Source organism: Priestia aryabhattai B8W22 (assembly GCF_000956595.1).
GTDB classification, from domain to species: Bacteria; Bacillota; Bacilli; order Bacillales; family Bacillaceae_H; genus Priestia; species Priestia aryabhattai.
Window position 1 is genome coordinate 48,747 of record NZ_JYOO01000019.1, and the last position, 20,263, is coordinate 69,009.

24 protein-coding genes and 1 pseudogene are annotated in these 20,263 nt (G+C 38.8%); 8 read left to right on the forward strand and 17 right to left on the reverse strand.

Features of this window, described 5'->3' with window-relative positions:
• Positions 1-5: 5 nt before the first annotated feature.
• Together N178_RS15670 and N178_RS15675 are read right to left on the reverse strand one after the other, a co-directional pair.
• Positions 6-1,613: an MDR family MFS transporter gene (locus N178_RS15670; protein ID WP_045293347.1), complete on the reverse strand. Its 1,608-nt coding sequence runs from the start codon at positions 1,611-1,613 to the stop codon at positions 6-8.
• 22 nt (positions 1,614-1,635) lie between these two features.
• Positions 1,636-2,088, reverse strand: a complete 453-nt coding sequence (locus N178_RS15675) for a MarR family winged helix-turn-helix transcriptional regulator (RefSeq protein WP_045293349.1) — start codon at positions 2,086-2,088, stop codon at positions 1,636-1,638.
• Positions 2,089-2,246: 158 nt separating this feature from the next.
• Between N178_RS15675 and N178_RS15680 the strand changes: the two genes are divergently transcribed.
• Positions 2,247-2,996 carry a MerR family transcriptional regulator gene (locus N178_RS15680; RefSeq protein WP_045293351.1) on the forward strand — a complete coding sequence of 250 codons (750 nt, stop codon included), beginning with the start codon at positions 2,247-2,249 and terminating at the stop codon, positions 2,994-2,996.
• Positions 2,997-3,061: 65 nt separating this feature from the next.
• On the opposite strand, the gene N178_RS15685 is transcribed toward N178_RS15680, so the two are convergent.
• The 4 genes from N178_RS15685 to N178_RS15700 all read right to left on the reverse strand — a co-directional run bounded on the left by N178_RS15685 (position 3,062) and on the right by N178_RS15700 (position 4,602).
• Entirely contained in the window at positions 3,062-3,595 is a 534-nt protein-coding gene (locus tag N178_RS15685; RefSeq protein ID WP_045293353.1) for a GNAT family N-acetyltransferase, read from the reverse strand.
• A 44-nt stretch (positions 3,596-3,639) separates the two neighbouring features.
• Positions 3,640-4,011 (reverse strand): hypothetical protein, encoded by a 372-nt coding sequence (locus N178_RS15690; RefSeq protein WP_045293355.1) that lies wholly within the window; start codon positions 4,009-4,011, stop codon positions 3,640-3,642.
• A 42-nt stretch (positions 4,012-4,053) separates the two neighbouring features.
• Positions 4,054-4,245 carry a hypothetical protein gene (locus N178_RS15695; RefSeq protein WP_014459359.1) on the reverse strand — a complete coding sequence of 64 codons (192 nt, stop codon included), beginning with the start codon at positions 4,243-4,245 and terminating at the stop codon, positions 4,054-4,056.
• Positions 4,246-4,329: 84 nt separating this feature from the next.
• A complete protein-coding gene (locus N178_RS15700; protein WP_016764777.1) occupies positions 4,330-4,602 on the reverse strand; it encodes a hypothetical protein in 273 nt (90 codons plus the stop codon).
• 222 nt (positions 4,603-4,824) lie between these two features.
• Between N178_RS15700 and N178_RS15705 the strand changes: the two genes are divergently transcribed.
• Together N178_RS15705 and N178_RS15710 are read left to right on the forward strand one after the other, a co-directional pair.
• On the forward strand, positions 4,825-5,058 hold the full coding sequence (locus N178_RS15705) for a hypothetical protein (protein ID WP_045293357.1): 234 nt from the start codon (positions 4,825-4,827) through the stop codon (positions 5,056-5,058).
• A 15-nt stretch (positions 5,059-5,073) separates the two neighbouring features.
• Positions 5,074-6,183, forward strand: a complete 1,110-nt coding sequence (locus tag N178_RS15710; protein ID WP_045293359.1) for a GerAB/ArcD/ProY family transporter — start codon at positions 5,074-5,076, stop codon at positions 6,181-6,183.
• A 20-nt stretch (positions 6,184-6,203) separates the two neighbouring features.
• On the opposite strand, the gene N178_RS15715 is transcribed toward N178_RS15710, so the two are convergent.
• Positions 6,204-6,920, reverse strand: coding sequence for a CPBP family intramembrane glutamic endopeptidase (locus N178_RS15715; RefSeq protein ID WP_045293361.1), 717 nt, complete (start codon positions 6,918-6,920; stop codon positions 6,204-6,206).
• A 219-nt stretch (positions 6,921-7,139) separates the two neighbouring features.
• On the opposite strand from N178_RS15715, the gene N178_RS15720 reads away from it, so the two are divergent.
• Positions 7,140-8,327 carry a macrolide family glycosyltransferase gene (locus N178_RS15720; protein WP_045293363.1) on the forward strand — a complete coding sequence of 396 codons (1,188 nt, stop codon included), beginning with the start codon at positions 7,140-7,142 and terminating at the stop codon, positions 8,325-8,327.
• A 33-nt stretch (positions 8,328-8,360) separates the two neighbouring features.
• Here N178_RS15720 and N178_RS15725 read toward each other — a convergent pair whose 3' ends face one another.
• Both N178_RS15725 and N178_RS15730 read right to left on the reverse strand, forming a co-directional pair.
• Positions 8,361-8,858 carry a DUF6584 family protein gene (locus N178_RS15725; protein WP_045293365.1) on the reverse strand — a complete coding sequence of 166 codons (498 nt, stop codon included), beginning with the start codon at positions 8,856-8,858 and terminating at the stop codon, positions 8,361-8,363.
• Between the two features lie 180 nt (positions 8,859-9,038).
• Entirely contained in the window at positions 9,039-9,356 is a 318-nt protein-coding gene (locus tag N178_RS15730; RefSeq protein WP_028414413.1) for a hypothetical protein, read from the reverse strand.
• 208 nt (positions 9,357-9,564) lie between these two features.
• Here N178_RS15730 and N178_RS26060 point away from each other — a divergent pair, with 208 nt between their 5' ends.
• Positions 9,565-9,684: a DUF4023 domain-containing protein gene (locus N178_RS26060; RefSeq protein ID WP_080890201.1), complete on the forward strand. Its 120-nt coding sequence runs from the start codon at positions 9,565-9,567 to the stop codon at positions 9,682-9,684.
• A 173-nt stretch (positions 9,685-9,857) separates the two neighbouring features.
• A pseudogene (locus N178_RS15735) lies at positions 9,858-10,898 on the forward strand (alkene reductase); the annotation flags it as partial.
• Positions 10,899-11,130: 232 nt separating this feature from the next.
• Here N178_RS15735 and N178_RS27595 read toward each other — a convergent pair.
• From N178_RS27595 to N178_RS15755, 5 genes are all read right to left on the reverse strand, one after another.
• On the reverse strand, positions 11,131-11,421 hold the full coding sequence (locus tag N178_RS27595; protein ID WP_337588885.1) for a GDSL-type esterase/lipase family protein: 291 nt from the start codon (positions 11,419-11,421) through the stop codon (positions 11,131-11,133).
• A 1-nt stretch (position 11,422) separates the two neighbouring features.
• Positions 11,423-11,854 (reverse strand): SGNH/GDSL hydrolase family protein, encoded by a 432-nt coding sequence (locus N178_RS27600; RefSeq protein WP_237758490.1) that lies wholly within the window; start codon positions 11,852-11,854, stop codon positions 11,423-11,425.
• Positions 11,855-12,098: 244 nt separating this feature from the next.
• Entirely contained in the window at positions 12,099-15,137 is a 3,039-nt protein-coding gene (locus N178_RS15745; RefSeq protein ID WP_045293369.1) for an efflux RND transporter permease subunit, read from the reverse strand.
• Positions 15,138-15,259: 122 nt separating this feature from the next.
• The gene (locus tag N178_RS15750; RefSeq protein WP_045293371.1) at positions 15,260-15,709 is read right to left on the reverse strand and encodes a DUF6188 family protein; all 450 of its coding nucleotides are present in this window, start codon (positions 15,707-15,709) and stop codon (positions 15,260-15,262) included.
• A gap of 33 nt (positions 15,710-15,742) precedes the next feature.
• Positions 15,743-16,318, reverse strand: coding sequence for a TetR/AcrR family transcriptional regulator (locus N178_RS15755; RefSeq protein ID WP_045293373.1), 576 nt, complete (start codon positions 16,316-16,318; stop codon positions 15,743-15,745).
• 260 nt (positions 16,319-16,578) lie between these two features.
• On the opposite strand from N178_RS15755, the gene N178_RS15760 reads away from it, so the two are divergent.
• Positions 16,579-16,872, forward strand: coding sequence for a DUF3817 domain-containing protein (locus N178_RS15760; RefSeq protein WP_013083888.1), 294 nt, complete (start codon positions 16,579-16,581; stop codon positions 16,870-16,872).
• A gap of 47 nt (positions 16,873-16,919) precedes the next feature.
• Here the strand turns inward: N178_RS15760 and N178_RS15765 are convergent, their stop codons facing one another.
• A complete protein-coding gene (locus N178_RS15765) occupies positions 16,920-17,294 on the reverse strand; it encodes a DUF7674 family protein (RefSeq protein ID WP_045293375.1) in 375 nt (124 codons plus the stop codon).
• A gap of 75 nt (positions 17,295-17,369) precedes the next feature.
• Positions 17,370-18,647 carry an imidazolonepropionase gene (gene hutI / locus N178_RS15770; protein WP_045293377.1) on the reverse strand — a complete coding sequence of 426 codons (1,278 nt, stop codon included), beginning with the start codon at positions 18,645-18,647 and terminating at the stop codon, positions 17,370-17,372.
• 413 nt (positions 18,648-19,060) lie between these two features.
• Between hutI and N178_RS15775 the strand changes: the two genes are divergently transcribed.
• Positions 19,061-19,324, forward strand: a complete 264-nt coding sequence (locus N178_RS15775) for a hypothetical protein (protein WP_013057818.1) — start codon at positions 19,061-19,063, stop codon at positions 19,322-19,324.
• 34 nt (positions 19,325-19,358) lie between these two features.
• On the opposite strand, the gene N178_RS15780 is transcribed toward N178_RS15775, so the two are convergent.
• Entirely contained in the window at positions 19,359-20,186 is an 828-nt protein-coding gene (locus N178_RS15780; protein WP_045293379.1) for an LCP family protein, read from the reverse strand.
• Positions 20,187-20,263 lie beyond the last annotated feature (77 nt).

Sequence of the window (20,263 nt, forward strand, 5' to 3'; positions counted from 1 at the left end):
TTTTTTTAATGTGATGGTTCTACTTCAGCAATGCCTTCTTCTGGTTTTTCTTCGGCTTTTTTATTTGAAAGCTTGATCTGCCTTAAGAACAATGTGCATACCGCCCCTAAAACAATAAAAGCTAAGCCCATGAAAAAGACGCTGTGCAATGCGCTCATTAGCGAGGTCTTCAAAATTGGCACAATGCTGTCTGAAAGCACAGCTGGGATATTCTTTAGCGCCTCAGGGCTAAACAGCATCTGCAGCACACTTTCAGGGTTCGTATCAATCGCTTTTTTAAACCCGTCTGCAAAAGCACTTGCTTGAGCAGGCAATGAGTTTAAATATGGAACGAGTTTGTCAGTAAGAAGCGTACCTGATTTTGCATTCATCACCGCTCCTAAAATGGTAATACCGAACGTTCCTCCAATTGAACGGAAAAATTGACTTGATGATGTAACCACGCCGAGCTCTTCTTTTGAAAAGCTTTCTTGAAGAGCAAGTGTTAAAATTGGCATTACAAGACCCATTCCTAAACCGATTACGGCCATATAAGAAGTAGCAACAAGCTTGCTAGTGTGAAGGTCTAATGTTGTTAACAAAAAGAACCCTCCTGCCATAATGAGCATACCAGTAACGATTTGAGGCTTGATACCAACTTTATAAACAAGCTGACCGCCAATAATACTCGTTACAATCATTGAAATCATCATTGGTGTCATAATGGTACCTGATTCTGAGGCACTTACTCCAACGATTCCTTGCATAAAGAACGGAACAAACGTAATGGCTCCGAACATACCAATGCTCATAAAAAAGCCAATGATATTTAAAAGCGTAAACGTTCGGTTCTTAAATAAATACATCGGAAGAATCGGTTCTTTAGCTTTCGTTTCCACAATAATAAAGCTTATGATCCCAGCAACGGCAAGGGTAAATAGACTAATAATTTGCCAAGAGTTCCAGTCGTAGTCTTTTCCTCCAAAGCTCAGGGCAAGAAGCAAACTTACTACTCCAATAACCATGGTGAACATACCGGCTACATCGAATTTCACCGGTCCCGTGTGTTTCTTTCCTTGAAGTCCAAGCGCAATAAAAACGGTAGCGAGTATTCCTACCGGCAAATTGATGTAAAACACCCATTTCCAGTTCAGTGAATCAACAATCCATCCGCCAATTTGCGGACCGATGACAGAAGCAAGACCGTAAATTCCCCCGAATACTCCTTGAAACTTTGCTCGTGCTTTTCCTGTAAATAAATCACCGATTACAATCATTGCCATCGGCATCATAACGCCGCCGCCAATTCCTTGTAATGCACGGAATAAAATAAGCTCTGTCATGTTATTTGCCATTCCACATAAAGCAGAAGCGACCATAAAAATAATAAGTCCTGTCACATAAATCACTCTGCGTCCTACTAAATCAGCGAGCTTCCCTGCAATCGGAACAACCGTTGTCGACGTTAACAAATAGGCAGTTGTCAGCCATGTCATCATGCTTAAACCACCAAGATCTCCTACGATTCTTGGCATAGCTGTTCCGACAATGGTTCCATCAAGTGCAGAAAAGAACATCGCAATAATTAACCCAATTAATAAAAGCGTGCGCTTTGAGTTTTTTTGATTTTCCATCGTGTGTCTCTCCTCTTTTTTGTTACTGCTGCTTATCTTTATAAGAAGCAGCTGATGTTGCAAGCTTTTTCGTAATAGAAGCCATCATAGAAAGCTCTTCTTCTGTTAGATGCAAAAGGTAGCGGTCCATAATGGCTTTTCGACCATTCAGCACATCTTCAAGCTTGCGATGCCCAAATTCCGTCAAGGTAATATCAACGACTCGTCTGTCCTCTTTATTATGTTCTCTTAGGACAAAATTGTGCTGTTCAAGACGATCCACTAAAAGAGTCACGGCGCTCGGTTTTACATCCATTAGCTCTGCAATTTGAGAAACCTTACTGCTCCCTACTTTCTTTAAATAAGAAAGAACGAATAATTGCGTAGGAGTCATCTCATGCTTATTTAGACTCTCCATCATTTCGGGCTGCATTTTTTCAAATAGCACTTGAAGCGATGAACGAATCTCCCCAAGATACTGATTGCTTTTTGTCACATCTATTCCTCCAGGCTTGCTTATTTATTTCATATTATAAATAGTTAATGCTAATTAAATATAAATGCATATAAACTAAAAGTCAATTATTTCTTTTTTAGTATTGACCCTTACGCTGCGTTATATTTTATAGTAGATTTCAGAAAGGAGATGAAAGAATGAACAGAAAAGTAAAAGAAGTTGCTGACTTAGTAGGAATCAGCGTCCGCACTCTGCATCACTATGACGAAATCGGGCTATTAAAGCCTGAGGGCATTAGTGAATCCGGCTACCGGCTTTATTCACCGGCTAATCTCGATATGCTTCAGCAAATATTATTTTTTAAAGAACTTGGCTTCCCTTTAAAACAAATTCACGAGATTATTACAAATCCAACATTTAATCGCACAGAAGCACTAATACTGCAAAAAAACATGCTGATTGAAAAACGCAGTCGTCTCGACCAAATGATTGCAACGATTAATAAGACGATTCAACATGAAGAAGGAGCGATTGAAATGAACGAAAAAGAGCGGTTTAACGGACTGGACTTTTCTCATAACCCGTACGAAGAAGAAGCACGGAAGCGCTGGGGAAATCAGCGGGTAGATGAAGCGAATGAAAAAGTACAAAGTTTCTCACAAGAAGAACAGCAGCATATGTCAAACGAATGGGAAAGTATCTACACTCACTTAGCTTCGCTTCGTGATCTGTCACCATCCTCTACAGAAGTTCAAAAAGCTATTGCGATATGGTATCAATTTTTAAATGAGAACTTTGGAACGTATTCGTTAGAAGGCTTTAAAGGTCTTGGAGAGATGTATGTGCAAGATGAGCGATTTACAATCAACATCGATCGCTACGGAAAAGGATTAGCGAAATTTATGAGCGAGGCAATGAGTGCATTTGCTGATGCTAAAAAACAATGAATAAATCCGAACGATTCATCGTTCGGATTTTCATTCACTGAACATACTTTTTTCTCAGCCTCTTTTTATAAGTGAAGACCCATAAGCATTGTATTATAGTACACGCCATTTATATAGGTGTCTTTTTCTTTTAATCCTTCTGTTTGAAACCCTAGCTCCTTGTATAAAGAAATAGCTCTTTGATTATCTTCTCGCGTCACAAGTTCGATTTTTTTTGTTTGTTTATTCATACGTGCCCATTCAATCAGCTCAATCATTAGCTGTCTTCCTAACCCTAGCCCGCTATAAGATTTCTCTACCACGATACCAAGGGTACCCACATGCTTATTACGCGGGTTTTGGGAAGAGGTGATGGATGCAATACTAGTGATTTCTTCTTCTTTTTCAGCCACGACTATAAGAGAATTTTGCTCTTGTTTTACAGAAGCTAAAAACACTTCATACTCTGAAACTGGTCTAAGAAACTCCCCTTCTCCGAATGAAAGAAAATCACTTTCTCCTCCCACTCGATTGTAAAAAGCAATCATTTTCTCTGCATCTTTTGATTCTGCTTCTCGAATGGTGACGCCTATACCATTCTTTAATGTACGTAAACTCATATACCTATCTTCCTTTTAGTTATTCTTGTTTGCCTATATGGGTTTTAGCGCTGTTTTTCTCTCCACTGACCTAACCACATGCGATTTCCTAAAGCCGTAAAATCATTTTCGTCGGCGTAGCGTTCAATGACGGAAAGCGCGTTGTCCTCAAGCATTGGTGAATAGCTCATAATTTCTAAAATATGATGTGCAGCCCATAGGTCAATTCGATAAGTAGGATCCGTCAGCAGTGTTGAAAATTCAAACAGCATGCCTGGATAGTATAAATGAATGAGCTGCGCAATTTTTTTCATATCTTCTGCAGCTCGGTTTCCTTTTCTTACAGATTTTTTATCTCGATAATCGATTTCATAATGAATTTTAGCGCTTTTTTGATAAAGATCAACTAGCGTTTCGTACGTACGATGTTTTTGCATTTCTCATCTTCCTTTGCTTCTAGATTTCCTCGTTTGAAGATGCTATAGTTCATTTTTAGGTTTCATATATTCAAATAAATGCAGCAAAAATATGATGCTTCCGCCAATGCACATCACAAAACTTAACGTAGCAGGATACTGAATAAAGAAACCGACAACACCAAAAATCAGCATAGCAAGCGCTCCTATCATCATAAACAGATGATAAGCCGGTGTATTTTCTTCATTATTCATACATAACTCCTTTTCACTATTTTTTAAGTTATTAAAAAGATATGACACTTCTTTTGGACTATGATCTTTTATTTTGCTGTCGATTTATTTCTTTAGCTTAGCACGAAGTAACGTGAGAAGGCCTCCTCCAAACATGACGCCACCCACAATTTGATACAGGTGGATGTAGCTTTTTACCGTTTCAAGATACAGATCTGTGTCTGCATTCCCTTTACTTTCTAGCCATCTTTGGCCCATTGCCTGACCCGTTGCAACGCTTTTTAACAAAACGACCAGGCCTCCGAGCATGACAACAGCTGCGATCATAAGCTGTACCTTTTCTTTGTCATCTAGCATTTTTTTGAATTCGTCTGCCATCTATCTCTCTCCCATCCTTACCTTGTTATGTATCTACTTGTTTGTAATCATGCTGTTTTTTCTCTATTATAACGCTTAACTTGGTCATTATAACACGGTTTTGCACTGCCTTTAGTCTTACTTTTCATAAATGAAGCCATCTTGGGTGATACTATTTTTGAAACACAGGCGTCTTTAACATCCCTTCATTATTTTTGAAGGGTTACTAATTGAGGTTGATACATGCTTATATTTTTAGGGATTTTTTTACTTTGTGCAGCTGTTTGTTTAGTAGAAATACCTTATTTAAAAAAAGTGAAAAGTAAAAGAGAAAAGCGAATTTTTTGGAGTTTGTTCACAGTAAGTATGTTGATTGTTAGTTTAAAATACGGCGGTGTGGAAATCCCCAACCCTGGAGACGGCATTGCTTTTTTATTAAAGCCTTTTAGTGATTTTTTGTTCAGTCTGTTGAAGTAAAAGGAAGTGAACAACGTGCATAGTCAGATGAAATTATCCGCAGCACAGTTTCGAATACTCGTGATTTTTTATAGTTTAGGCGACACTATTTTAGTCGTACCTGGAAGCTTAACGGCTGATTCTAAACAAGAGGCATGGATTCCAGCTATTTTAGGTGTAGGTGTAGGCGTTTTTCTTGTATGGATGTATATCAAACTCTCTAGCCTTTACCCGAATAAAACCCTTATAGAACTCAACGAAGCCATTTTAGGCAAGTGGCTAGGAAAGTTTGTCTCTCTTTTATTTGTCGCTTCTACTCTTCTTTTTTGCAGTCAAGTTTTGTTTTACGTGGGCTCGTTTCTAACAACTCGCATTATTATTCAAACGCCTATGCTTGCTGTTCATATTTTGTTTATGGGAATTGTGATTGTCGGCGTTCGGCTTGGCATTGAAACGATTGCCCGCTGTGCTGAAATTCTTTTCCCTTGGTTTGTTATTCCGTTTTTAATCTTAGTTTTTTCGATCTTTCCTCAAATTCATTATGAGAATTTACAGCCGTTGTTAGAGGTAGGCGTTAAACCTATTATCAGATCCATTCTGGTCTTTACAAGTATTACTTCTCTCACTTTTATTGTATTGCTGACCGTTTTCCCTGCTCACGTAGCGGAACCTGATCAGCGAAATCGCGCTTTTTTTACAGGAAGCTTAATCGGTGGAGGCATTATGATTATTATTTTATTACTTGGCATTCTTGTACTTGGAAATACGTATACACGTATCGCTTTATATCCAAGCTATGAGCTTGCAAGGCGTATCGAAGTGGCCGATTTTCTGAAAAACATTGAAGTAATCATGGCCATTATGTGGTTTTTATCTCTTTATTTCAAAACGTCTCTCTACTATTATGCGACCGTTTCCGGACTCGCTCAAATTCTTGAATTAAAAAACTACCGAATTTTAACTCTTCCGCTGGGCGTGATTGCCGTTACATTTTCACTTATCGTGTATCCAAGCATTCCATATGAACAAACGTGGGACAGAGATACGTGGATTCCGTACAGTCTGTTATTTGGACTATTTTACCCTCTTGGATTATTAATTGTTGGGAAAATTCGCGTAAAGCATTCGGCGTCTTTATCCAAATAAAAAAGCCGCTTAAGCGGCTTTTAAAAGAATACAGTTATACTCACTAATCCATTCCACAGCATATGTAAAATCATAGATGGGAAAATAGATTTTGTTCGATAATAAATAATGGCAAAAACAAGTCCCATTACAGTAGCTGTAATTGGGAAACCGATATGTAAAAGGCCGAATACAAGAGCGGAAACGAAAATGCCTACAAGCACGTGATGACGTTTAGTTAAAAAACCACATAAAACACCCCGGTAAAGCAGCTCTTCTTTAATAGGCGTAATGACTGCTACACTTATAAAAAATATCCAGCTCGAAAGCAGCGTTTGATCAAAACTGCCTTGATTTAAATCTTTTTGCTGCTGATCTGCGCTTTCTAAACTTAAAAATGAGAGCATCACGTACTGCACCGCAGCTACAATTAAAAAGCCTACCAAAATATATACATACGTTTTTCTTTCTTTTAATACCGTGACGTTCCACATAGGTTTTAAAAATCTGCGCACCGGTCTGTACAGCACCGCAACCCCTAGAAAAAACGCCGCGTCTACCAGCAGAGCATATGGTCCTTCTAATAAAATCCCTGTCATATTTGAACCCGTAACTTCATCGTAAATAGCTACGCTAATTCCGGCTATGATTTGCAGTCCAAAGCCCAACACGATAAATAGAAGCAGCGTGAAGTAAGTAAACTCTTTTTTCTTTTTAGACTTTAAAACTGGTTCTGAATTTGTTGATAACGTACTCAAAATAGCAACCTCCAAAAATGATTCTTTCTCTCTAGTGCTCTCAAAATTCTACCATAAACTCCGTGTAATTATGTTATTTTTTAGGAAAAAAGTTATATTTTTTCACATTTTATACACAAAGGCAGGACTTCAAAAGATAAATGCGCTAACCAAATTAGTTGTCAACTTCCTTATATTTGATTACGCTTGAAGAAATCTTACTGAAAGTGAAGTGAAAAAATGGCAAACATTTTAATGACCAACTTTCCCGCTGAAGGTCACGTAAACCCAACGCTTGGAATGGTAAAAGCTTTTTCAGACCGAGGTGATACGGTTCATTATATTACGGCCGAGCGTTTTCAAGAGCGTCTTCAAAACGCCGGGGCTATCGTACACACTCAACCAGACTTATTAAGCGGTGTATCCATCAAGCCTGAAACTCCTCAAGGAATCAACGCTTTTTTAAACATCCACATCCAAACCTCTTTAGATACGCTGAAGCTTGTTCATACATTATCAAAAAAAATTGACTTTGACTTTGTGTTTTACGACAAGTTTGGAGCAGGCGAATTAGTGCGTGATTATTTACGAATCCCTGGCATTGTATCATCTGCTTCTTTTTTAATGCCGAAAGAACGCTTAGCAATGATGCCTCTGCATCCGGATTCAGGCGTTCCATTTAAACCTGACGAAAAAGCTCAGTACGGGCTCAGCTTGCTAAAAAATCAGTTTGGCGTAGAACCTAAAAACCTGCTTCAATTCATGAACAATGAAGGTGGATTAACGGTCGTATATACAAGCCGCTTTTTTCAGCCGCTTCATGAACATTTTGATGACTCCTGTTTATTTATTGGGCCAAGCTTTCCAAAGCGTCACAGCTCTCATGATTTTCCGTTGGAAAAATTGAAAGACGAGAAAGTTCTTTATATTTCAATGGGAACGGTACTTCATGACGTAGAAGGCTTTTTCAACCTTTGCATCGACGCATTTAGCGATTTTGATGGAAAAGTTGTGATTGCAGCAGGAGACCGGGCCGATTTTAAAAGAATTAAAAAAGCACCAGAGCATTTTATTATTTTGCCCTATGTTCCTCAGCTTGACGTGTTAAAAGAAGCGGACGTTTTTATCACGCACGGGGGCATGAACAGCGTAAACGAAGCTATTCATTTTAACGTACCGTTAGTCGTTTTACCTCATGGCAAAGATCAGCCGGTCGTTGCTCAAAGACTCGTGGAACTAAACGCTGGTTATCGCTTAGCAAAAGAAACGGTAAATGCCTCTCTTTTAAGAAGGGCCGTTGACGAAGTTGTCAGTGAAGATTCTTATAAAAAAGGGATTAAAGAAATTAACGCAAGTTTTCAAGAGGCATCTGGCCCGGCTGCAGCAGCCGAACAAATTGTCAATTACGTAGTGAAGCAACATTCCTAAAGAAAAGGTGCACATATGTGCACCTTTTCCTCATTAAAAAACCCATGTACAAACGGTATATACGCCAATGATTAGAAAACTGACGACTGTAAGAAAAATCAACGCACATCCAGCTACAATAAGCTTATCCCCTATCGTTTCTTCCTCCGGCGGTTCAAACAATTTTTCTATGACCGTACGCTGAGTTTGTGAGAGCATTTCTTGAATACGTAAATCGTGAATTTGCTCTTTATCTCCTTTGAATTTTAATGCTCTTGCAATTATAGCTGGATTATCACCGCACTCCTTTTCAAAGAGCAGACAAGCGCGAGTCATTTCCACTGTTTTTTCTTTTTCTAAATACCAGTAGCGCCCTGCCATTTGAAGATCTTGAAGACGATAATAAATATCTCCGAGTTCTTTTCGCAAAGTCATCTCATTTGGATACGTAACGAGCAAACCGTGCAGGCGGTCTCTCACTTTTCCTAAGTTTCCTTGTTCAATGTCTCGCTGAATATTTTGCCTTGTTTTTTTGGAAACTACATCCCCCATGCGCCTCTCCTTTTTTATCTTTTATACTTATCTTACTAAGCGGAAAGAGAAAAAGCTGAAGAATAGAGGCGTTTCTTAAGCTCTACATACGATATGCCCTGCTTTTTCATCGTCTTGTATGTTCAAAAGCAAGAGATTTATAGTTTGCGAAAGCATGTTAACCAAGCTATTCAAAAACACTTATGAATACAAATCCATATGACTAAAATAATCAAAAATATGATGTAAATCTGTAATCTTTATGCTATGAGTGCTGTAAGCAACAATTATTTCAGCCAGCATGAGAACGAATAAAATGGCCAATAGCACCTTAACAAGCGGAAATTGTCGGAACTGAGGAGAAAAAAGCAGCTTACTGACTGTATACAAAAACAGCAGGATAAAGTAGATCATCATGGCATTTGTCGCCTGAAGGGGCACATTCCATACAAATATGTACACGCTGAATGTCAAAATTAAAATAAACGACATTTCTTTCCCGCTAAAAAAATCACTCATTGCGTAACACCTTTTCTTGTTCATGAATGAATAAGAAATTATAAACTCACGAAACATTAACATTATTTTTACAACAGTATACACGATTTTCCTGTTGATTTCTATATACCGATATATATATGGAGCTGCTTTTAGCAGATTGGCGTCATGTTTTTGCATGGAATGGGTTATAGTAACAGGGAAAGCTCATAAAGGAGGTTTAGATACTATGGAAAACACAAATGAATTTGTACAAAAGCTGAACGATAATCAAGAAAAGCAGCGTAAAAATAAGCAGGGGCAAGCTACTGGACATCCTGAGAAAAAACTTCCTACTAAACAGCATTAATGGTGTAAAAGTTGGCTGTAAAGACAGCCGGCTTTTTTTGTGGGCATTTTTCGGAAGTCGAAATGTTTGAAGATAAAACAAATCCCCTGTTACAATAAACTGAACCTGCTGCACAAACGTTCGCAGCTATACTTTCCTCTTAAGGAGCTGAATATAAAATGAGTAAATTTGAAAAATTATTCCAACCAACAAACATTGAAGCATTTAATTTACACACTCGTACAGCAATGGCACCGATGACAAGATGCTTTGCTGATCCAGAGACGGGCGTAGTCGGTCAAGACGTTGTAGACTACTACCGTCGCCGCGCAAAGGATGGTATTGGCTTAATTATTAGTGAAGGAATTGTTATCAGCGAACGCGCAAAAGGAAATCCTGGCGTTCCGGGTATCTATACACAGGAACAAATTGATTCATGGAAGCCTGTAACAGAAGCCGTTCATGAAGAAGGCGGCACGATTATCGCTCAAATTTGGCACGTTGGCCGCTTGAGTCATTCCGGGTTAATCAATGGGCATAAGCCTCAGGCCCCTTCCGCTATTGCAGCGCAAGGTCAAGTGCCTCGTTTCCGCAAGCCATACGAAGAGCCTGAAGAAATGTCAAAAGAAGATATTAAAGAAGTTGTAGGACAGTACGCTCAAGCAGCTAAAAATGCCATTGAAGCAGGCTTTGACGGCGTTGAAATTCACGGTGCTCACGGATATTTAATCGATCAGTTTAATTCGGACTGGTCTAATAAACGCACTGATGAATATGGAGGCGACCTTGCACAGCGATTAACGTTCATGAAAGAAGTGATTTCTTCTGTTATTGAGGCGATTGGAAAAGAGCGCGTTGTGATTCGCTTCTCTCCTCATAAGCTTGATAAACCAGACTATCGCTGGGATGATACGGAAAAAGCCATTCAGACGTATACAGAAGCATTTAAAGAAACAGGAATTGAGATCATTCACCCATCTATGCTTGATTTTTACGAAGATGTCCAAAACGGCCAAAACCTTTATGAAATTACGCGTAAGTACTGGGATGGACCGATTATCGGCGTGGGTGATTTAACGCCTGAATCAGCTGAAAAAGCGCTTCAAGCCGGCTGGATCGACGTAGCTGCTATTGGCCGCCCGCTAATTTCAAATCCTGATTATTTACAGCGCATCAAAAGCGGAGATTCTCTTGTAGAATACGATGCTAAAAAACATTTACCAGAGCTTATCTAAAAAAAGCTGAAATAAAAATATTTTAGCCCAAATGAAAAACGAACCGCTGATCAGCATGTTTAATCAGTGGTTCGTTTTTTTGTTGTGGTGAATATAGTTTCATCTGTTTTGTTCCTTCTAGCGGCCACCCTCGGAAAGCGAAGCCTTGTACGGAAATCAACTGCAGTGTCACAAGGGGTTCAGCTCTTGTATCTCATTTGTTTGTCTTTAGGTTAGATTCATTAACCTCTTTTTATTTATTAACGTATGACTGAACTTCTTGTCTCCAAATAGCATAGCCTTGGCCTTTTAAATGAAGACCATCCACCGTGAAATTACTTTTTAACTGATTATGTGTAGATACTTTCGAATACAGGTCAATGTAAGAATCATTGTGTTTCTTAGCTAGACGCTCTAAATAGTTATTTAATGCAATCACATCTTTATTGTCCACTGCGTCGCCGCATTTTTTATTGTTCACGGGCAGTACACTTTGAATATAGACTTTTGTATTCGGTGATTCTTTATGAATACGTTCAAGAATTTCAGCGTAATTGGCTTTGGTTTTTTTTACTAGATTTTTGCTCGTTTAAATCGTTAATGCCAATCATTAAGAAAATCTTTTTTGGCTTAGCATCTGTAATACTTTTTAGGCGATGCAATACCCCTTCGGTTGTATCATCGGCTACACCTCGATTGACAATTTGCTTATTATGAAAAAGTTCGCTCCATTCAGAGCGCTGGGTAATGCTATCACCGAGAAATACGATTGACTTTTTAGGAATACTTAATTGCTTGAACAAGGTTGTCCGTTCAATGTAATAAGGATTATCTCTATAGCTTTGCTTAGATGAATTCTTAGATGACAGCGGATTTTTCATCGCGCTGCTGCTTGTTGCATAAAAGGCAAAAACACCTATGAAAAGGACATTTAAAATAATGGAACTGATAAATACAACTTTCTTTGTTGAACTCACGAAAACGACACTCCTGTACTTTGTATGTTTTTTAGATAACTCTACGATGATATAGTAAAGCTTCCTGTTAACACTCTTTCCCTCCATACAAGACATTTAATCATTTTTTGTAAATAATGATTTTACATAAAAAGAAGCGGCGCTCGAAAGCGCCGCTTCTTTTTCTATAATATAAGGGGTTAAAACGTACTTTTATTATAACATATAGTCTATGGTCATATTTTCCTCTATTAGAAAATAGTTCTTATGTCGTTTCTTTTTCCAGCTGTTTTTCTCTTTTTACTTGTCTTGCGAAGAAGAGTTCGTATACAACTGGAATAATAATTAAGGTAAGAAGAGTAGATGACGTAAGCCCTCCAATTACCGTGATCGCTAAGCCTTTTGAAATCAGCGTTCCGCTTGACGTAGTAAGCGCCAGCGGGATTAATGCAGCAATGGTAGCAAACGCTGTCATTAAAATTGGACGCAAGCGCGTTTTCCCAGCTTCAATAAGGGCTTCACGGATCGTCATGCCTTTTTGTTCACGATTTTGGGTAATTCGATCTACAAGCACAATCGCGTTTGTTGTAACAATTCCAATCAGCATTAAGAATCCAATCATGACGCTGACAGACAGCGGTTCTTTTGCAATGACAAGGCCAACTAACGAACCGATTGGCACAAAAATGAGTGACGATAAAATGATAAATGGAATACGCGCTTTTCCAAACGTAACGAGCATTGTTAAATACACAAGGCCGATTGCTGTTAAAATGGCTAGACCTAGAGATTGGAAGACTTCTACTGTCTCGTCGCTTCCGCCTCCTCCATCCAAGCTCACATCTTTCGGCAAGTCTAGCTTTTTCACTCCGTCTATAACATCTTTGGTCACAGCTTGAACATCATCGCCTTTGATGTCTGCTTCTACTCGCGCAAATACTTTGCCGTCGAGCTTCTGAATAGAAGTGAACGTATCAATTGTACGAACGTCAGCGATATCTTTTACTAACACAGGCCCTCTCTCTGTAAACACTTGCAGGTCTTTAATTTCTTTTACTGAGGCAAGGTCTTTATCGTACGAAAGCTGAACCGCTCGTTTTGTATTATCTAATTTTAAGTCTCCGACGGATACCGGTTTGGTTTGATCAGAGATCGTACCAAGCAGCTGAAATCCAGATACCCCGTACTCTGCGGCTTTATCAGGATCTACTTCTACTACAAGCTGCTTTTGCTTATCTGAGAAGTTATTTGTTACATATTTAAGACGTTTGTCTTTGTTTAAGTGGTTTTCCACTTGCTTAGCTGCCTTTTGCAAGTCATCTAAATTAGAAGAATATAAATCAACCGTCACGTTATTATTTGTAGGCGGCCCTCCTGTTGAGGCTTCTTGTACATTCACCGTTGCTTTTGGTGATTCCTCTTTCGTGATGCTTTCCATTTTCTTTTGAACTTTATCAATAAACGTATCGACATTCACGCCTTCTTTTACATTCAAGAAATAGCCAACTTGGTTCGGGCGTTTTACACCTGTTGAAAAGTCGCGTGATCCAACTTCCGTGGTCACGTCTGAAATTTCGTTTTGGTTTGCAAACATCTTTTCAATTTTCAAGGATACACCGTTTGTTTTTTCAAGGGATGTAGATGCCGGTAATTGAACGTTGGCTTGAAGCATTTTTTGTTCTTCATTTGGAATAAAGGTAAAGCCAAGTGAAGGAACAAGCGCAAATGAGCCAAACAGTAAAACAAAGGATAAAATTAAAATTTTGATTTTATGATTAAGTGACCATGCAATCGCTTTTGCATACGCGCGCTGCAGCTTTCCTTCTTTTTCTTCAGGCGGTACTTTTTTAAATGCAAACTTTGCGAGAATCGGCACGATTGTAATCGCTACAAGAAGAGATGCTAACAGTGAAAAAACAACTGTTAAGGCAAACGGCAAGAAGAACTCTCCTGTAATTCCTCCTACAAAGCCAATTGGCAAGAATACGACAACCGTTGTAATCGTAGACGAAGTAATCGCTTTTAAAATCTCTTTTGTGGACGATTCCACAAGTTCATTGCTCATGCCTTCTTCTGAACGACGAACGCGTCTGAAAATGTTTTCAATAACAACAATACTGTCATCCACTACGCGCCCAACGGCTACAGCCATTCCACCTAGTGTCATAATGTTAAGGGAAATATCAAGCTGGTTTAAGAAAATAGCTGATACTAACAGCGATAATGGAATCGATATAATCGCAATGATCGTAGCACGGAAGTTACGCAAGAAAATCAGCACGGCGAGTGACGCAAATAATGCCCCGAGCAATCCTTCGCGTACTAATGTTTCAACAGACTTTTCAATGCCTTCAGCTGAGTCAAAGCCAATTGCGTAGTCTAAATGATCGTCATATTTTTTCAAAATTTGCATCGTTTCGTTGGCCACTTCAACCGTATTAGCATCTTGCTTTTTTGTGATGGCCATCGACAGCGCGTCTTTGCCGTCGTAGCGCGTATATTCTCCCTGTTCTGTTACGGCTTCGACTTTGGCAATATCACCAAGTTTCACAGGCTTTGCTTCAGGATTCATCTTGGATTTCAGCTGGATTTTCTTTAATGCATCGATCGTGGCAACTTTTTCTTCTACTCGCACTGGAATTTGAAGCTCTTTTCCGTTTAATGTTCCTGCTGGGAATGAAACAGCTTTTTGATTAATTTGTTCTTTCATCCCATCGAGCGTTAAGCCAGCTTGAGCTGCTTTTTCTTTATCGATCGTAATTTGTAAAAGGTCCTTTTTCACACCCCCAACTGAGACGGAGTTAATGCCTTGAATTTTATTCAATTCAGGAATCACTTCATCGTTTAATACTTTTTCAAGATTTGCATCATCTTTTGCAAACAGTGAAATGTTGAAAATCGGGAAGGAACCAAATGAAAAACGATTTACGTCTACATTTGATGACTCTGGTAAATCTAATTCTTTTATCGACGAGTTAATTTGCTGTTCAACTTTATCTAAATCCGTATTAAACGGGAATTCTAAATTAATAATACCGACGTTTTCATACGATACGCTTTGTACGCTTTTAACGCCTTCAATTCCTTTCACTTGATCTTCGATTTTTGACGTGACACTTTCATTTACGTCATCAGGAGAAGCCCCAGGATACGTTGCTTCAATGGACAGCTGCGGAAATTCGATATTCGGCAGTAAATCAATTTTTAGTTTTGAAAATGAATATAGCCCCGCTAAAATAAGTAAAAATGAAACGATAAACACAGCTACCGCATTTTTCAAACTAAATCTCGTCAAAAAATTCATCTTTTTCCTCCGTTACGTAACTAAGTTATTTGAGAAGCCTTTATCCTTTAATAGCTGCAGACCCGCTTTATTTTTATTTAACAATTTTAGAGTACCCACGGGTCAGTTTTTAACAAAAAAACTCACCTCCTTTCATGTGCTGATGAACTGTCTATACAAACTGAAATTTGATGATCGCACGCTCCCCCTGGAAGCGAGATAAAGGAAAAGCCGTCTTGACCATATAAATCCCAACCTTCAAAAAACGAACTGTCGTGAAACATATCTAGTGCATACCCATTAGAAAACGCAATTCGAAGTATACCGATATCTTCATACCACTGTATAGAGATAATGCGCTGGCCAAGCAGCAGCGCTTCGACTTGCTGACGCTGCTCGGCAGAATGCAGCGATTTCCAGTCTGCTTGACCAAGCAAGATGCTGCGTTTGTTTTTTAGTCTCCATGGACATTCTGCAACAAGTCCGCCCTTACTAAATCCAAGAGAAAACGGCAGGGTATTGTCTGTGTTCACCTTAGTAACGGTTTGTTCTTGAAAATATGAAAAATTAATTACTGTGCTGCTGTTATTCATCATATCCCTCCATTATCAACCAGTACCGACGAGTCATTTTTGGGTCTCAAAACAGCAGCCTTCAATGTATAAGTTCACAATGAACTCCGCATAGTTCATGATATCTTCTTCTGTTATATCATCATCGGAAACGATATCCATCCTATACCCATTTAACATGCTGCAAAACGCTTTTGAGTGTAAAAAAGCGTTTTTTATTTTTTGCTCTTCAATCAATTTAGCAACAAGGCCGTGATAATCCTCAAAAAATTGATGAAGACGACCCATCATTTCTGGCATTTGGTGAGGGGCTTGCCAAAAAGAGTCCGGATATTTTTTAGTTTCGTAAAAAAAGAGCAGGTGATGCTTCGCAACTGAATACAGCTTTTCGTGAAACGTTTGGCATTCATCCGTTCTTCGCTTTGCATGATACAAAAACTCATCAAACGAACGATTGTTCACAGCGATATAAAGCGACTCTTTAGACGAAAAGTACAAGTAAAGCGTTCCTTTAGATACACCCGCTAGTTTAGCAATATCAATCATTTTTGCTTCATAGTAACCTTTGGATCCGAACACTTCAAAAGCAGCATCTAAAATTTTCTCCCGCTGCTGTTTTCGGTTTGTCATGGTAAAAAATCCTCTCATACGTTTTCGATACTATACATATAAAATAATTAAAATAACTTGTCAACAAGTAGTGTGCTCTTTTATCCATTGCATCACAAGAGTATGTCAGTTTTTTAAACAAAATACTTCTATAGAGCAAATTAAAGCGTTTTCGACTTTTTTGTGACAGATACAAATGATGCTTGTATATGAAGAGCTTGCTATGGTACATTTTTGTCATCGATACAGAAATTTATTCCGTCGTTACGGGAGGAGAAAACATGGTTCTTACATCACCAATCGGTCGCCTGCGCTTAGTAGGGATTTTAGAAGGAATTTCATTTTTACTGCTGCTGGGCATTGCTATGCCGCTAAAATATGCAGCAGGCATACCCGAAGCTGTATCAGTTGTAGGCGCAGCACACGGTGCACTTTTTGTGCTGTATGCTCTTGCGGTCGTTCATGTAAAATTCGCGCATAAATGGTCAATCGGCCGCTCTTTATTTGCATTTCTTATGTCGGTTATTCCGTTTGGTCCTTTCATTTTAGAGCGCCAGCTAAAAAAAGAACAGTAAAAGAAAAGAACGTCACGGACATCATGTTTCCATGACGTTCTTTTTCCTTACTGTTCCGCACTGTTTTCACTAAAGTGGTCAATCGTTTTCCACCACTTCAGTGAGTGGGGTTTTAATAACATTCCAATTTCTTCTGGACTAATTTGCTGATCTATAATCATTTCATGCATCGCTTGAAAGAGTCCCGTTGTAACAGCTTCTTTCACATCAGATTCACCTTCTATATACAGCTGTTCAATCGCTTCAAACACGTCCGGCTCACGTTCGAGCTGGCCGTTATATTCAAGAGAGATCAAATGACCCGCTACTCGGCTTAATTCATGCTGCAGCTCTTCTTTATCGTTGAAGTCGATTTCTTCGCTTGGCTCAAAAGATGGGCAAGCTTCTTTTAGTAATGGAATAACATTTTGTTTTGTAATCATATCTAGATTCCCTGCCTTTGCATGTGTGACAAATTCTCTATTCTTTACCCTTTCCTCTTTTTCTATAAACTTGTTTTACAAAACTTTACCGTTTTCTACAACTACTTCTCCTTTTTTCACTACGCTATCAATATGATTTAAGCCATACTGATACTGAAGCGTTCGATAACTAGAGACATTAAAAATCGCTAAGTCAGCCTGTTTTCCGGCTTCAATACTCCCAATCTTATCTCCTTGATTAATAGCATGAGCTGCGTTAATAGTTGTGGCTACAAGCACTTCTTCAGGACTCATGTTCATATTCATACATGCCAGGTTCATCACAAATTGCTGTGAGGTCGTTGGAGATGAACCTGGATTGCAGTCTGTAGAAAGAGCAACCGGAACTCCTAAATCGATCATTTTTCTAGCATCTGGCCACTTCATTCCAACAAATAAGGAATTTCCGGGTAAAAGTGTAGCTACGATCCGTTTTTCAGCCAGTTTCTTTAATCCTTCATCAGAAGCATACAAAAGATAATCTGCTGATATCGCTCCTACCTCTGCTGCGAGCTCCGCTCCTCTACAGTATTCAAAGGGATCGGCATGTATTTTAGGAAGCATGCCATAGTTTTTCCCGGCTTCGAGTATTTCTTGGCATTGTTTGAATGAAAAAGCATTTGGAAGACATACAGCATCATTAAATGCTGCGAGCTTATAAGAAGAAATTTGAGGAATCATTTCGTGAATAAGTAAATTGACGTATTTCTGCGTATCTCTTTTATATGCCAAAGGTACGACGTGTGCTCCTAAAAAGGTGCTTATGACATCAACTGGGTGTGTATCATTCAGCATTTTAGCGATTTGCAGCTGCTTTAGTTCTGTTTCTAGTTCTAAGCCATATCCGCTTTTCACTTCTATAGTTGTGACTCCGTGAGCTAGAAAAGACGTAAGACGCTCATAGCTCTGCTGATAAATCCGGTACGCATATTCTTCCTGTGTTTGAACGACAGTGCAGTGAATACCTCCACCTTCTTCTAATAAATCCAAGTAAGAAGTTGGTCTTTCAAACCGCCTATAAAATTCTTCTTCACGCGAGCCAGCGTACACGGCGTGTGTATGGGGATCAATCAGACCCGGAGTTACAATTTTGTGAGAAGCATCAATAATCGTTGCGTTATTCCTGTCCCTTTCATATTTTTGTTCTAGCTCTTTTGTTGTACCTACGGTCACAATTTGATCTCCTTCTATCCAGACTGAGCCATTTTCAATCACCGTCAAGTTTCTCATTTCTTTTCCAGCTAAAGGACCTTTATGTTCTTTGGCCGTTACGACTTGCGAAGCATTTTTAATCCATAGCGCTTTTTTTGACATCGTTGAATTTCCCCCTTTTCTAGCGTGTACCACGTTTTGGGGCTCTATGTTTACCGTAAACTCATTTAGATTCACCTACACATTTCGCACCTCTGCCTTCTTTCTTGTAGGTAGAAATTCGAAAAAGCATGTCCATGGTCTGAAAAGCGTGTTTTTAAGTCTTTAAAGCTAGATAACTTATATTTTTTTCAATTATATACGCTTTTAGACCCCCTTTTTCTCCCTTTTCTTACTTATTGACTTTTGTTTTATACAGATATATCCTTATATACTAAATCTTTTATCACATGTATTTTATAAACATCACGGAGAGTTCTCCTCAACATGATAAATAATAGATTTCTAGGAAGAGAACGTTTATAATATTCTTTGAAGTTTTACTTTTAGAAAGATTCACTAATGGAGGAAGAAATATGATTGTCAACTATAAAAACCAAGCAACCGGCCATCGCATGAATAACGGCTGGAATCTTTTCTATGCGTCAAACTTAACGATGTGGCGCAAAGATGAAAAGTATTTGCTTTTAGATGAAAACCAAGATGTAGTGATGATCTTTGGCTTTAAAAAAGACGAAATCATTCTAGATAAATTGCAAACGTGGGGCTATACATTTGGTGTCCATCCGGAGAAAAAACAAATTTCCTGCTTGCAGCGTCAAGAAGAAATTGGTGAATAAAAAGAGGGCTGAATTTTTTCAGCCCTCTTTTTTATTAATGGGTTTGTTGAAACATGGCGCTCAGCTGCTTTTTTTCAGATGATTTTACAACATAATACCATGTACCATCTACTATTTTTCCTTCTCCTTTTACCGTTACCGTTTCGAAATCAGGCCGTCCATTCTTAATGACGTTATACATCGTAAATGCATCGCTGACATCAATATTCGTTTGAATATGCTTTTTTGCGAGTGTGAGAAGAATTGGAATATTTTTCACCGTTGACATGTTCATTCCTTTATCTAATAGAGCTTCCACCACTTGACGCTGGCGATTGTTTCTTCCTAAATCACCTTTTGGGTCTTCATGTCTCATCCGTACATAGGCAAGAGCTTTTTCACCGTTCAACGCATTTTCTCCTTCAGGAAAGATAAATGAATCAAACACAAAAGGAAACGGGTTATTCACGTTCACGCCGCCAAGTTCATCGACTACATCTTTGAACCCCTCCATATTTACTTTCACATAATAATCAATGTCAATATCTAAAAAATTCTCAACCGTGCGCACGGTTAAAGGAATGCCTCCGTATCGATAAGCATGGTTAATTTTCTCATCCATCCCTTTTTCATCAATGTGCACGCGCGTATCTCTAGGGATCGGCATAACCTTTGCTTTATTATGGCTTTTATCTAAATTGACCACCATTAATACATCTGAGCGGCCCGTATCGCCTGGCCTTTCATCTACGCCCATAACGAGTACATTAAACGAATGAGGCTGCTCTTTAGCAGATGTTTGATGCTGATAGACAATTCCAAACCCAGCGGTTCCTAAAAGCAAAATACATGCCGCTAAGATGCCTGCTTTGTATTTTTTCATTCATACGGCCTCCTTTACACATCACTTACTCTCTATATGCCTTAATGAATGAAAATTTATACCTTCTTGAAGAAATT

Coding starts and splice junctions, on each gene's coding strand:
- N178_RS15670 (WP_045293347.1), bottom strand. CDS start 1,613: ATGGAAAATCAAAAAAACTCAAAGCGCACGCTTTTATTAATTGGGTTA.
- N178_RS15680 (WP_045293351.1), top strand. CDS start 2,247: ATGAACAGAAAAGTAAAAGAAGTTGCTGACTTAGTAGGAATCAGCGTC.
- N178_RS15685 (WP_045293353.1), bottom strand. CDS start 3,595: ATGAGTTTACGTACATTAAAGAATGGTATAGGCGTCACCATTCGAGAA.
- N178_RS15690 (WP_045293355.1), bottom strand. CDS start 4,011: ATGCAAAAACATCGTACGTACGAAACGCTAGTTGATCTTTATCAAAAA.
- N178_RS15695 (WP_014459359.1), bottom strand. CDS start 4,245: ATGAATAATGAAGAAAATACACCGGCTTATCATCTGTTTATGATGATA.
- N178_RS15700 (WP_016764777.1), bottom strand. CDS start 4,602: ATGGCAGACGAATTCAAAAAAATGCTAGATGACAAAGAAAAGGTACAG.
- N178_RS15705 (WP_045293357.1), top strand. CDS start 4,825: ATGCTTATATTTTTAGGGATTTTTTTACTTTGTGCAGCTGTTTGTTTA.
- N178_RS15720 (WP_045293363.1), top strand. CDS start 7,140: ATGGCAAACATTTTAATGACCAACTTTCCCGCTGAAGGTCACGTAAAC.
- N178_RS15725 (WP_045293365.1), bottom strand. CDS start 8,858: ATGGGGGATGTAGTTTCCAAAAAAACAAGGCAAAATATTCAGCGAGAC.
- N178_RS15730 (WP_028414413.1), bottom strand. CDS start 9,356: ATGAGTGATTTTTTTAGCGGGAAAGAAATGTCGTTTATTTTAATTTTG.
- N178_RS26060 (WP_080890201.1), top strand. CDS start 9,565: ATGGAAAACACAAATGAATTTGTACAAAAGCTGAACGATAATCAAGAA.
- N178_RS15745 (WP_045293369.1), bottom strand. CDS start 15,137: ATGAATTTTTTGACGAGATTTAGTTTGAAAAATGCGGTAGCTGTGTTT.
- N178_RS15750 (WP_045293371.1), bottom strand. CDS start 15,709: ATGAATAACAGCAGCACAGTAATTAATTTTTCATATTTTCAAGAACAA.
- N178_RS15755 (WP_045293373.1), bottom strand. CDS start 16,318: ATGACAAACCGAAAACAGCAGCGGGAGAAAATTTTAGATGCTGCTTTT.
- N178_RS15760 (WP_013083888.1), top strand. CDS start 16,579: ATGGTTCTTACATCACCAATCGGTCGCCTGCGCTTAGTAGGGATTTTA.
- N178_RS15765 (WP_045293375.1), bottom strand. CDS start 17,294: ATGATTACAAAACAAAATGTTATTCCATTACTAAAAGAAGCTTGCCCA.
- hutI (WP_045293377.1), bottom strand. CDS start 18,647: ATGTCAAAAAAAGCGCTATGGATTAAAAATGCTTCGCAAGTCGTAACG.
- N178_RS15775 (WP_013057818.1), top strand. CDS start 19,061: ATGATTGTCAACTATAAAAACCAAGCAACCGGCCATCGCATGAATAAC.
- N178_RS15780 (WP_045293379.1), bottom strand. CDS start 20,186: ATGAAAAAATACAAAGCAGGCATCTTAGCGGCATGTATTTTGCTTTTA.